Raw genomic sequence first — 12,866 nt, 5'->3', positions numbered from 1 at the left:
TTATTGTCACCCTGTCCTGAAATTTTGGTAAGAGAACTATTTATTAATGTATCATTAAATATGCTTCGACAAGCTCAGCATGACAAAAACAATTACTGTCACCCTGTCCCGAAGCTTCGGGAGTTGAAGGGTAACAAACAGAACTAAAAAAATTATAGTCGTTATAAATAAGTATAATTAAACAAATGAGATTTCCGCCTACGCGGAAATGACAAACATGAATCTAAAACTAAAAATATGTGGTATGAAACACAACGTGGCTGATGCAGCAACGTTGCAACCAGACTATCTCGGGTTTATCTTCTATGAGGGAAGTCCGAGGAATTTTGATGCGCAAGAAATTCCAACCCTTCCAAAAAACATAAAAAAAGTAGGTGTTTTTGTAGACGCTTCCATCGATTTTATACTCGAAAAGATAAAAGTCTTTGAGCTTAATGTGATTCAACTACATGGTGAAGAGACACCAGCCTATTGTAAAGATTTGTATGACGATTGTCTGGTTGAGCGCAGTCGAAACCTCCATCAAACTAAAACTATTGAACTCTGGAAAGTCTTCAGTATTAAAGATCACTTTGATTTTGGTGTCTTAGCTGACTATGAATCAGCAGTTTCAAAGTTTCTGTTCGATACCAAAGGCAAAGCGAAAGGAGGAAATGGTTATGTGTTCGACTGGAATGTTTTGAAAAACTATCCAAGTAATATTCCTTTTGTTTTAAGTGGCGGTATTGGGTTGACTAATATTTCCGAAGTAAAAAAATTACTTAAAACAAAGCTCCCCATCTATGCTATTGACGTCAATAGTAAATTCGAGGACCATCCTGGAATGAAGAATATTTCAGATTTAAAAAAATTAAAAGAAGAACTTGCTTAAAGCATAATGCAATTCAGTATGAATTATAATGTAAACGAAAAAGGATATTATGGCGAATTTGGGGGAGCATACATCCCAGAAATGCTCTATCCAAATGTAGAAGAACTGCGCCAGCAATATATTCAGGTAATGCAGGAACCTGAATTTCAAGAAAAGTTTCAAGATCTCCTCAAAGAGTATGTAGGACGCCCTACCCCGCTCTATTTTGCAAAACGCTTGTCGGCTACTTACAACACCAAAATCTACCTAAAACGCGAGGATTTGTGTCATACCGGAGCGCATAAAGTAAACAATACCATCGGTCAGATTTTAATGGCGCAACACCTTGGCAAAAAGAGAATCATTGCCGAAACAGGTGCTGGACAACACGGTGTTGCAACGGCAACGGTTTGCGCCTTAATGGGACTAGAATGTATTGTATACATGGGTGCTATTGATATAGAACGCCAAGCACCCAATGTGGCTCGTATGAAAATGTTAGGAGCAACGGTGATACCAGCCACTAGTGGAAGTAAAACCTTAAAAGACGCCACAAACGAAGCCATTAGAGATTGGATTAACAATCCTACAGACACCCATTATATCATTGGAAGTGTGGTTGGTCCCCATCCGTATCCAGATATGGTGGCGCGATTTCAAAGCGTGATTTCGGAGGAGATAAAAAATCAGTTACTAGAAAAAGAAGGTAGAGAAAACCCAGATTATGTCGTTGCTTGTGTGGGTGGTGGCAGTAATGCGGCGGGTGCTTATTACCATTATCTAGACAGACCCGAAGTTGGCATCATAGCTGTAGAAGCAGCGGGAAAGGGAATACACAGTGGTGAGAGTGCTGCGACCTCAGCATTAGGAAAAGTGGGGATTATCCACGGAAGTAAAACCCTACTTATGCAAACCGATGACGGACAAATTACAGAACCTTATTCTATTTCGGCTGGACTAGATTATCCTGGTGTGGGGCCCATGCATGCGCATTTATACGCCAGTGGTCGTGGCGAATTTATTTCGGTAACAGATGAAGCTGCTATGCAAGCAGGACTACACCTAAGCAAATTAGAAGGTATCATCCCAGCCATAGAAACCAGTCATGCACTTGCCATTTTTGAAACCAGAAAATTTAAAGAAGATGACATCGTAGTGGTAAACCTAAGTGGTCGCGGGGATAAAGATCTAAACACATATATCGAATATTTCAAGCTTTAGCTTAAACTTTCTCATTTACCCCTCCGCGGAAATAACAAAATTAACTACAGACATGAACAGAATTAACAAATTGCTTCAGCAAAATAAAAAACTCCTTTCCATATACTTCACAGCTGGCTACCCTAGCTTAGAAGATACAGTACCTATTCTAGAATCCCTCGAAAAAAATGGAGTGGACATGGTAGAAATTGGATTGCCTTTTAGTGATCCTCTCGCAGATGGACCTACCATTCAAGCAAGTTCAACGCAGGCCTTGCAAAATGGAATGACCACTGCCCTATTGTTTGAGCAATTAAAAGATATTCGAAAAACGGTCTCTATACCTCTAATTTTAATGGGGTATTTTAATCCAGTATTACAATATGGTGTGGAGGCTTTTTGTGCGAAATGCCAAGAAATTGGAATTGACGGTCTCATTTTACCAGACCTACCCTTAGCAGAGTACGATGCACATTACAAGAATATTTTTAAAAAACACGATTTAAAAGTCACTTTTTTAATCACTCCTCAAACAAGCGAGGAACGCATTCATCAAATTGACGCCGCAAGTACTAGTTTTATTTATATGGTAAGTAGCGCAAGTGTTACGGGCGCTCAAAGTGGCTTCGGAAATACTCAAACCGATTATTTTAAACGAATTGATGCCTTGCAATTAGAAAATCCACAAATAGTGGGCTTTGGAATTAGTAATGCAGCCACATTTCAAGCGGCGACTCAATATGCAAAAGGTGCCATAATAGGGAGTGCTTTTATAAAAATGCTTACAGAAAAAGGAATCGCAGGAATTGGAGATTTTGTAAAAGGTATTCGCATTTAAAAAATTCTCCCCTTGAGGGGAGTTAGAGGAGTGTTAGAGGGGTGTTCGTTTGATATTAGATATAAAAAACTAATACTAAAAATTAAAAAAAGGGTCTATACTGTTCTACCCGAAAATCTATGGTGGTTTTCTTCGGAAATTTTTGTTTCATTTCTTTGTAGGCTGCCAAACTACCCACTGCTCTATTTGCGGCACCACTGGGAGCTGTTAATGAAACCGTAGTGATTTTTCTTTTGGATTTTGGAAGTATAAAACTATGTATTCTAGGCACATTGCTATCTTCTACTTGTAAGACAAGCTTATGTCTTTTAAGATGTTTTCTACAAAAATATTCTGGGCCATTTTTGCTATTTCCGCCCGTAAAAAGTAAGGTGGTGACTTCAGGATGTTCTTCTAAAACACCAACAATGTCTCTTAATTCTATATCCTGCATCCCTAGATCACTAGCATCTACTTTTTCTCGATATGCTCCTGCTACGATATCACAAACTCCAATGTTTCTGCTTTGTAAAAAAACTTTACGCTGGTCAATGGCTTTTTGAGTGGTCTCATACACTAAACCAATATCAAATATTTTGTCGAGTATGGGCCATAATTGTCCGTCCCTACTCCCATAACAAAAATTAACATCACGTTCTTTTAAATTGCCCGTTGTAAACCGTGGCGGCGGTAAGGTACCCACAATGAGTTTAGTGGTACCTTCGGGAATAAACGGCGGATATGGATGGGTGTGATGGAACAAATAGTATTCAATTATTTGATTTAAAATTTAGCTATAAAACTTTGCCCCTCTGTTACTTTGAAACTTTGAAACCAAATTAGTAGTAAAAAACCAACAGTTCCATAAAATTATCGAATAAAAACAGGTTCTGTAACTTTTACTGTATGCTCCTCGCTAAAACGATAACCGTCATAATCAAATCCTTTAATATCCTCTAATGTTTGAGCGTTGGTGTCTATACAATAACGAGCCATGCTTCCTCTTGCCTTTTTTGCAAAGAAAGAGATAATCTTAAGCTTCCCATTTTTAAAGTCTTTAAAGACAGGTGAAATTACGCCTCCTTTGATGTCTTTGGCTTGTATGACTTTAAAATACTCATTGCTGGCAAGGTTTACAAACAATTCGCCTTCTTTGAGTTCTGCATTAATAGCATCTGTAACAGTACTTCCCCAAAACTCATATAAATTTTTCTTACGATTAACGGGCAATGTTGTTCCCATTTCCAATCTGTAGGGTTGTATTAAATCTAACGGACGTAACACACCATACATTCCCGATAGAATACGTAAGGTATCGTTTAGAGTGTCGATTTTCTCTTCAGGCAGTGTATACGCATCTAGCCCGGTATACACATCTCCAGCAAAGGCATAAACCGCTGGTCTTGCATTTTGTTTTGTAAAGGGTGTAGAAAAATCTTTGTATCGCTGGTAATTAAGCTCGGCTAATGTATCACTAATGTGCATTAAAGCACCAATCGCTTTTTTAGACTTACTTTCTAATTTTTTATTGAGTGTTGCAGCCTGATCTAAAAACTGAGGTTGTGTACCTCTAGTATTAGGTACTTTTGTTTCAAAATCTAAGGACTTGGCTGGTGATACAACAATTTTCATAATGCGAAATTTTTTATAAAAATAGGAAGAAAAATGATATGGTTTCCCCCAAGATATTCTTAAAATTTATAGAAAGATTGAAAAGACTAATAGCCCCTTTGTAATGAACCTAAAGCAGGTCGCCGAATCAAATTTCCGCCCGCGTGTCGCAGAAGCTTTAGCGGAGGCACAAGAAAAAAACACAGTACTAAGAAATGCTATTTTTTGAATACGAACGCCATTTTTCAAGACAAGCTTCCATATCTTCTGGAATTGGTGCTTCAAAACGCATGAACTCATTTGTGGTGGGATGTACAAAACCTAAGGTCTTTGCATGCAAGGCTTGGCGAGGTAATACCTTAAAACAATTTTCTACAAACTGCTTGTATTTGGTGAAGGTCGTTCCTTTTAAAATGGCATGTCCCCCATAACGCTCATCGTTAAACAAGGTGTGTCCAATATGCTTCATGTGTACACGTATTTGATGGGTACGCCCAGTCTCCAACTTACAAGATACTAGGGTAACATACCCTAGTTGCTCTAATACTTTGTAATGGGTAACAGCCGGCTTCCCTTTGTGTAGATCATCTTCATGAAGATACACGGTATTTTGTAATCTGTTTTTGGGATGACGCCCTATATGGCCTTCAATAGTACCTTCAGTTTCTTCCATAGCACCCCAAGCAATCGCTACATATTCACGTTCTGTGCTTTTGTCAAAAAATTGTTTTGCAAGGTGTGTCATGGCAGCTTCTGTTTTTGCCACGACTAGCAATCCGCTGGTGTCTTTGTCTATTCTATGGACCAATCCTGGACGGTCACTACTATTATTAGGAAGGTTATCAAAATGAAATGTAAGGGCATTTATGAGTGTACCACTGTAATTTCCGTGACCTGGATGCACTACCATACCTGCGGCTTTATTGACCACTAAAAGATCATCATCTTCATACAAAATGTCGATTGGGAGGTCTTCTGGAGTAAGTAATTGCTCATAGGGCGGATGCTCAAACAAAACGGTGATAATGTCGTTGGGTTTCACCTTGTAATTCGACTTTACAATGACATCGTTTACAAAGATATTCCCTTCTTTTGCTGCTTTCTGGATTTTATTTCTGGTAGCATTCTCTACCTTATTCATTAAGTATTTGTCAATACGCAAAGGTGCTTGACCTTTGTCTGCTACAAATCTAAAATGTTCATATAAATCATCACTTTCACGACCTATATTCTGTGGCCCATTAATTTCCTCCATCTGCTTTGTCTTTGGACGTCTCTTTTTTCTCTTCATTTTCGGAAGAAGATTCTTTGTACCTACTTAGCGATCCATCTCCAACGATTACGTCTATGACTGCCGTTTTCTCTATTTGGTCTCCCGGTTTTATTCTAGAACCTTTGTGACGCAACTCTAATACTTGATCACTCATGTGAGCTCGTTTGGTAATTTTACCGATTTTAAAACCTACTGCTAATAAGGTGGGTCGCGCTTGACGCATGGTACGTCCTAAGACTTTTGGAATTTTTATTTTTGCATATCCCGAAGGGTTTAAAGCCAAATAAATTTTACGGTCTTCTTTTACCATATGTCCAGCCTTAGGCACCTGCTCTATCACTGAGTATCTTGGGTAGTCTGGATTATAATTGGCAGAATCCATAATTTCGAAACGTAAATCGGCATCATCTAGCACTTCCTCTACTTGATCTAAAGTCATTTTTGACAAGTCCGGCACCTCAATTTGTTGTCCGTGATTGGTTGTCATTTTCAACCACCAAAACAATAAAAATGTAAGTACAATAAGCACTAATAGAGCATACAATAATTGCTTCACAAATGCTCTTGAAAATAAAGACTTCATAAATTAAATGGTTTGAGGATTATTGCACAAAAATATGAAACCTAATTTAGTATCTTTCTACCTTTCCTACTATTTTTGTGCTACATTAGCATAGTAAACGAAAATAAGAACCTCTTTATGATATTTTTATGCAAAAAACAATAGTAGCTATCGCCATGGGTGGGTATTCTAGCGAATTTGAAATTTCGCTAAAAAGTGGAGCTGTTGTCTACGAAGCGATAGATAAAACAACCTATGAGGTATATGCGGTACATCTTCTAAAAGACGCATGGCAGTATGTTTTTCCAGATGGCAGTAAAGCTGTTGTCGACAAAGCTACCTTTGGATGTACACATCAAGGAAAAACGATTCTACCAGATGTTGTGTTTAATACCATACACGGTACTCCCGGAGAAAATGGTTATTTAGCTTCGTACCTGGAGCTTATTGGAATTCCACAAACAAGTACTGGGTTTTATGAAGCTGCTTTAAGCTTCAACAAACGTGACTGTTTGAGTGTCTTAAAAAACTTTGGAATTCCCTGTGCTACTTCGGTCTATATAAATGAAGGGGAAGCTATTCGTGCTTCGGAAATTTTAGACATCGTAGGGCTTCCTTGTTTTGTAAAACCTAATAGAGCGGGTTCAAGTTTTGGAATAAGTCGTGTGACACAAGCTGAACGTTTAGAAACTGCTATCCTAGAGGCATACAAAGAAGATAGCGAAGTGCTTATTGAAAGTGAATTGGTAGGAACCGAAGTCTCTGTAGGGGCGTATCAGCATAACAATACAATTCATATATTGCCTCCTACTGAAATTGTTTCAGAAAATGATTTCTTCGACTATGAAGCAAAATACCAAGGGAAATCGCAAGAAATTACACCCGCAAGAATTTCCGAAGCTGAAACAAAAGCGGTGCAAGAAGCAACTAAAAATGTGTATCAATTATTGAACATGAAGGGAGTCACCCGAAGTGATTTTATCATCCAAAACGGAATACCCTTTTTTATTGAAACCAATACCACACCCGGACTTTCAAAAGAGAGCATCATACCTAAACAAGCCAAAGAAGCTGGTATCACCCTTACTTACTTTTTTGGAATGTTGATTGAGAATGCTCTTGATAGAAGTTAGACCGCTTTGCTCACTGCTAGAAGATAGAGACAAGAACATTATAAAATCTGTATCTTTACGATATAAACTGAAACACTGTGGCTACTACAACAAAAAGAATCGCTGTTTTTCCTGGATCATTTGATCCTATTACTTTAGGACATGTAGATATTATCAATCGCGCTTTACCGCTTTTTGATGAAATCATTATAGCAATTGGCACCAATGCTGCAAAAAAGTATATGTGGTCTTTAAAAGAACGTAAAGAAACTATAGAAAAAGCGTTTGCAAACCACGATTCTATTCGTGTAGCTACGTATGAAGGACTTACCGCTGCCTTTTGCAAAAAAGAAGGGGCACAATATATCTTACGCGGACTTAGAAATCCAAAAGATTTCACCTACGAGCAAACCATTGCGCAGGCCAATGAGAAAGTAAATGGAATCGATAGCATCTTTTTAATTTCGAGTCCGGAGTACAGTTTTATTTCTTCTTCAATTGTAAGAGATATTGCCAGGAATGATGGAGATTATAGCTCTTTAGTCCCTTAAAATAAATTCTTAGATTATAAAAAAGTAAAGACATAAAAAAACTCCGCTAGTTGCCTAGCGGAGTTTTGTAGTTTGTAAGTTAGCTATCTTATAGCGCAGCTACGTGTTTAGCCATATTTGATTTAAGGTTAGCCGCTTTGTTATTATGAATAATATTTTTCTTAGCTAACTTGTCAATCAAAGAGTTGATAGAAGGTAATGTGTTTTCAGCTTCTTTCTTGTCTGTTAAGTCTTGGAAACGCTTCATCGCATTACGAGTCGTTTTGTGGTGGTAACGATTACGTAAACGCTTTGCTTCGTTACTTCTAATTCTCTTTAATGCTGACTTGTGATTTGCCATAATACTTTTATATTAACTTATTTTGTAGTCCGTAGGGGAATCGAACCCCTGTTACCAGGATGAAAACCTGGCGTCCTAACCCCTAGACGAACGGACCATTTGTTTTTTTATGCGGATGCAAAAATACAAACATTTTTAAATGCTACAAACGCTTTTTAAACTTTTTTTAAAAAAATTTAATATGCCTTTGCAAACAGCACTTTTCTAGCCGATGGTTTTCCTGTTACAATACAGCTACCACTCTCATTATCAGCGTCTAAAGGAATACAGCGAATGGTTGCTTTTGTTTCATTTTTTATTTGCTCTTCTGTGGCTGCTGTACCATCCCAATGTGCAGAAATGAATCCTCCTTTTTCTTCTAATACTTTTTTAAATTCATCGTAACTAGAAACTACTGTTGTATGCGCAGTTCTGTGATCGATTGCTTTATTAAATAAATTGCTTTGAATTTCATCTAATAAGCCTTCTACTCTACTTAGTACATCACCCGTTTCAACAAATTCTTTTGTTAAAGTATCTCTTCTAGCCATTTCTACAGTTCCTTTCTCAACATCTTTAGGACCAATAGCAATACGAACAGGTACGCCTTTTAATTCGTATTCATTGAACTTCCAACCTGGTTTATGTGTATCTCTTTTATCAAATTTTACACGAATTCCTTTGGCACGAAGTTCTGTCATCAATTTTGTAGCCACTTCACTCACCGCATCAAACTGCTCATCATTTCTATAAATAGGAACAATAACTACTTGGTCTGGAGCTAATTTAGGAGGGAGTACTAAACCATTATCATCACTATGTGTCATAATAAGTGCTCCCATTAAACGCGTAGAAACTCCCCAAGAAGTAGCCCAAACATATTCTTGCTTTCCTTCTTTGGTAGCAAATTTTACATCAAACGCTTTTGCAAAATTTTGACCTAAAAAGTGAGAGGTTCCTGCTTGTAATGCTTTTCCATCTTGCATTAAAGCTTCAATACAATAGGTTTCTAAGGCACCTGCAAAACGTTCGCTTTCGGTTTTTAAGCCTTTTACTACTGGCACCGCCATATGATTTTCAACAAAGTCTGCATACACATTCATCATTTGTTCAGACTCGGCGATTGCTTCTTCTTTTGTAGCATGCGCTGTGTGTCCTTCTTGCCATAAAAACTCTGCAGTACGTAAAAACAAACGTGTACGCATTTCCCATCGCACTACATTGGCCCATTGGTTTATTAATAGAGGTAAATCTCTATACGACTGAATCCACTTTCTATAAGTATCCCAAATAATGGTCTCTGAAGTAGGACGCACAATTAACTCTTCTTCAAGTTTTGCTTTCTCATCTACCACAATACTTCCGTCGTCGGCAGTCTTAAGTCGATAATGAGTTACTACCGCACATTCTTTTGCAAATCCATCTACGTGGCTTGCTTCTTTACTGAAATATGATTTCGGTATAAACAGTGGGAAATATGCATTTTGATGTCCCGTCTCTTTAAACATTCGATCCAATTCTGCCTGCATCATCTCCCATATAGCAAAGCCATAAGGCTTGATCACCATACAACCACGAACCCCACTATTTTCGGCAAGATCTGCCTTGATAACGAGCTCATTATACCATTTTGAATAATCTTCTTCTCTAGTTGTTAAATTCTTAGCCATATAAGGTGTTTTGGCACAAATGTTGTGATAAAGTTAAATATTAGTTTTCTTCGGCAAAACTAGTTATTTTTACTATGTTCAACAATTAAAATCCCACAGTTATGAACCGTTCTAATATTTCAGCAAAAAATGTATTCCCCATTAGCTTTTTAGCAGTACTATCAATTTTACTAACTTCCTGCGGAACTCATAACCAAAACGATTACTCCAACAACGACGGTATTTATAATTCACAAACACCTTCTCAAACCGAGGAAGTTTCAGAAACAAATACTCCAAGTGACAGTTATTACAAACAATACTTTAATTCAAAAACGCAAACCTACGACGAATTAGAAGAGGGAACTATCTTCACAGATATTGATGCGTATAGCACCACTGAAAGTTTAGACGAAGATGGGTACATTGTTGAAGAACGCAGCCAAGAAGAAGACTACGGAGCATGGGGACAAAATTCAGATGAAGTTACCGTAAATATTTACAACAATGGTTGGAATAACTGGAACCGCCCATATTGGTGGTATGGTGCTGGCTGGGGCTTTTACAACAACTGGTGTAGTCCATTCTGGGGTGTAGGATATGGATGGGGTTACCCATTTTATGGCTACTACGGATGGGGTTACCCATATTACTATGGTGGGTTTTATAACAATTACTACAACCCTTACTACGGAAATCCATATAACGGTTATGCCTACAATAGAGGTAGAAGAAACTCAGATTATTACACAGGAAGATCTGCTATTAATCGTAACAGCATGAGAGATGCACGAAGAGGCAGATCTATTGCGAGAACTAGTAATACTAGAAGGGCGTCTAATAATTTTATAACTTCAAGAACAGCAAGAAACACAAGAGCTAACGCCAGAAGAGATTATTCAAGATATAACAATTCTTCTAGAACAAGGCCCTCTTCTACGTTCTCTAGAAGAACCAACACACAACGTCCAAATGCATCGGCCAGAAGAAACAATAGCACCACAAGACCAGCTAACAGACCTTCTGTTAGACCCAACTCAAGAAGCACTAATAGAAGAAGCTCAACCCGCTCTTCATCTCCAAGAAGAAGCTCTGGAGCAAGAAGAAGCTCTGGAAGAAGCGGTTCTAGAGGAACTTCAAGAGGAGGTGGAGGTCGCCGTGGTAGAGGATAAAATCCAACCACTTTTCTAAAAAAAAATCTATGAAAAATTTACTATCATTGCTCGCAATCGCATGCTCAATGACGGTTGCGAATGCACAAACAATTACTGACGGACTGCGATACGCAACCACAAATAATTACGGAACAGCTCGATATCAAGCCATGAGCGGAGCCTTTGGTGCTCTTGGAGGTGATCTGTCTGCCATAAGTGTCAATCCAGCTGGAAGTGCGGTTTTTCTAAATTCTGGAGCCACTATATCACTTGGACTCCACGATATCGAAAATAGAATTGATTTTTTAAATAACCTAACCAGTAGTTTTGATACAGATGCTAACCTAAACCAATTGGGGGGCGTTTTTGTTATTAATAGAACTACCGAATCTTCTCCATGGAAAAAATTCACAATTGCTCTTAACTATCAAGTAGAAAACAATTTTAGCAACAGAATAGCTACTTCTGGCATCAATCAAAATTCTCTAGGGAACTTTTTTAGAGACCAAGCAAATGGGATTCGATTAAGTCAATTAGAAACTCAAGGTACGCAAACAATAGCTGATCTATATGCTGCCTTAGGTCAAAATCAAGGAACTGCTGCCCAAAATGCGTTATTAGGATATCAATCTTTTATTTTAAACCCTGTAGCTCCTTTAGATCCTAATAACACTTCATACTTTTCAACAATTGCAAATGGACCCGTACAACAAGAGTATATAAAAGTAAGCACAGGAACCAATGCTAAAGGAACCATAAACATTGGCACTCAATTTACCGACCATTTTTATTTTGGCGGAAATCTTAATTCTCACAACATCTTTTACAGAGAAAGAACACTTTTACAAGAAACAAATAACAATACTGGAAGCATTATAACAGACATCGGTTTTCAGAACGACCTATCTGTTTATGGTGTTGGCTTTTCTGCACAACTTGGAGCTATTGCCACCTACAACAATCTAAGGCTTGGAATTGCTCTTGAAACTCCTACTTGGTATGAAATTAGCGAGGAAACCACGCAAGCTATAGAAACTATTCGCATAGAAGATGATAGACCCATTACTACAAATATAAATCCAAATGTTCTTAATATTTTTGAAGAATATTACCTAAGAACTCCCGGGAAAATAACTGGAAGTGCTGCGTATATATTTGGAAAAAGCGGTCTTATAAGTATTGATTACTCCTACAAAGATTACGCAAATTTAGAATTTGATACCAGAAGGTCTTCTAATTCATTTCAAGAAGTAAATACCAATATAAAAAACACCTTACAAGCTGCCTCTGCAATTAAAATTGGTGGAGAATATAGAATTAAAAATCTAAGCCTAAGAGCTGGATTACAATATGAAGAAAGTCCCTATAAGAATGATACCATCATTGGTGACACTACTGGTTTTTCTTTTGGTGGAGGATATAATATGGGACGTTTCACTATTGATCTAGCCTATTCAAGAATTGGACAAGAAAGAAATCAAGAACAAATTTTTGGACTAACAGAAACCTATCAAAATGATGTAGCCATCAACAATGCAGTACTCACCTTTGGATTTAACTTCTAAGGACTTAAACTGTAGTAAAAAAAACCTCCATGAACATCAATTCATGGAGGTTTTTTTCTTGTGCCTACGCTAAAGCTTCTGCGAAACATAGGCGGAAATATCCTATTTCACACTATCGCTTTAAACTAAAATGTCCTTTTAGCTCTTTGCGCACTTCTTGTTCAGTGTATTCTACCCTAAACCAGTAATCACTTGATGGTAAG

The 12,866-nt window shown here is 37.8% G+C and carries 13 protein-coding genes and 1 tRNA gene; 7 read left to right on the top strand and 7 right to left on the bottom strand.

The features are described 5' to 3' along the window. The first annotated feature begins 244 nt into the window (after positions 1–244). Genes ACY2RS_RS12115 through trpA form a run of 3 tightly spaced genes read left to right on the top strand, consistent with a single transcriptional unit; the run spans position 245 to position 2,888 of the window. Positions 245–871 carry a phosphoribosylanthranilate isomerase gene (locus ACY2RS_RS12115; protein WP_490098924.1) on the top strand — a complete coding sequence of 209 codons (627 nt, stop codon included), beginning with the start codon at positions 245–247 and terminating at the stop codon, positions 869–871. Positions 872–889: 18 nt separating this feature from the next. Further along, the gene (trpB, locus tag ACY2RS_RS12110) at positions 890–2,071 is read left to right on the top strand and encodes a tryptophan synthase subunit beta (protein WP_490098923.1); all 1,182 of its coding nucleotides are present in this window, start codon (positions 890–892) and stop codon (positions 2,069–2,071) included. A 52-nt stretch (positions 2,072–2,123) separates the two neighbouring features. Then, entirely contained in the window at positions 2,124–2,888 is a 765-nt protein-coding gene (gene trpA / locus ACY2RS_RS12105) for a tryptophan synthase subunit alpha (RefSeq protein WP_490098922.1), read from the top strand. Between the two features lie 82 nt (positions 2,889–2,970). Here trpA and ACY2RS_RS12100 read toward each other — a convergent pair whose 3' ends face one another. From ACY2RS_RS12100 to ACY2RS_RS12085, 4 genes are all read right to left on the bottom strand, one after another. Beyond that, the gene (locus ACY2RS_RS12100; RefSeq protein WP_490098921.1) at positions 2,971–3,630 is read right to left on the bottom strand and encodes a uracil-DNA glycosylase family protein; all 660 of its coding nucleotides are present in this window, start codon (positions 3,628–3,630) and stop codon (positions 2,971–2,973) included. 107 nt (positions 3,631–3,737) lie between these two features. Further along, on the bottom strand, positions 3,738–4,499 hold the full coding sequence (gene yaaA / locus ACY2RS_RS12095) for a peroxide stress protein YaaA (RefSeq protein ID WP_490098920.1): 762 nt from the start codon (positions 4,497–4,499) through the stop codon (positions 3,738–3,740). Positions 4,500–4,686: 187 nt separating this feature from the next. Then, on the bottom strand, positions 4,687–5,733 hold the full coding sequence (locus tag ACY2RS_RS12090) for an RluA family pseudouridine synthase (RefSeq protein WP_490099028.1): 1,047 nt from the start codon (positions 5,731–5,733) through the stop codon (positions 4,687–4,689). Further along, on the bottom strand, positions 5,720–6,334 hold the full coding sequence (locus ACY2RS_RS12085) for a PASTA domain-containing protein (RefSeq protein WP_490098919.1): 615 nt from the start codon (positions 6,332–6,334) through the stop codon (positions 5,720–5,722). Before ACY2RS_RS12085 ends, ACY2RS_RS12090 begins: the two co-directional genes overlap by 14 nt. Positions 6,335–6,462: 128 nt before the next feature. Here ACY2RS_RS12085 and ACY2RS_RS12080 point away from each other — a divergent pair, with 128 nt between their 5' ends. Next, positions 6,463–7,446, top strand: coding sequence for a D-alanine--D-alanine ligase (locus ACY2RS_RS12080; protein WP_490098918.1), 984 nt, complete (start codon positions 6,463–6,465; stop codon positions 7,444–7,446). Positions 7,447–7,523: 77 nt separating this feature from the next. Beyond that, entirely contained in the window at positions 7,524–7,976 is a 453-nt protein-coding gene (gene coaD, locus ACY2RS_RS12075; protein WP_490098917.1) for a pantetheine-phosphate adenylyltransferase, read from the top strand. 88 nt (positions 7,977–8,064) lie between these two features. On the opposite strand, the gene rpsT is transcribed toward coaD, so the two are convergent. From rpsT to proS, 3 genes are all read right to left on the bottom strand, one after another. Next, positions 8,065–8,316 carry a 30S ribosomal protein S20 gene (rpsT, locus tag ACY2RS_RS12070; RefSeq protein WP_490098916.1) on the bottom strand — a complete coding sequence of 84 codons (252 nt, stop codon included), beginning with the start codon at positions 8,314–8,316 and terminating at the stop codon, positions 8,065–8,067. Positions 8,317–8,341: 25 nt separating this feature from the next. Continuing rightward, positions 8,342–8,413: transfer RNA gene (locus tag ACY2RS_RS12065), tRNA-Glu, on the bottom strand. A gap of 79 nt (positions 8,414–8,492) precedes the next feature. After that, the gene (gene proS / locus ACY2RS_RS12060) at positions 8,493–9,965 is read right to left on the bottom strand and encodes a proline--tRNA ligase (RefSeq protein WP_490098915.1); all 1,473 of its coding nucleotides are present in this window, start codon (positions 9,963–9,965) and stop codon (positions 8,493–8,495) included. 101 nt (positions 9,966–10,066) lie between these two features. Between proS and ACY2RS_RS12055 the strand changes: the two genes are divergently transcribed. Further along, positions 10,067–11,116 (top strand): hypothetical protein, encoded by a 1,050-nt coding sequence (locus tag ACY2RS_RS12055; protein ID WP_490098914.1) that lies wholly within the window; start codon positions 10,067–10,069, stop codon positions 11,114–11,116. 29 nt (positions 11,117–11,145) lie between these two features. Further along, positions 11,146–12,663: an OmpP1/FadL family transporter gene (locus ACY2RS_RS12050; RefSeq protein WP_490098913.1), complete on the top strand. Its 1,518-nt coding sequence runs from the start codon at positions 11,146–11,148 to the stop codon at positions 12,661–12,663. Positions 12,664–12,866 lie beyond the last annotated feature (203 nt).

The sequence above is a fragment of the Patiriisocius sp. 208BN25-11 genome, assembly GCF_058147145.1.
The sequence above is the reverse complement of the archived record's forward strand: the minus strand, read 5'-3'. Positions and strand labels throughout refer to the sequence as shown.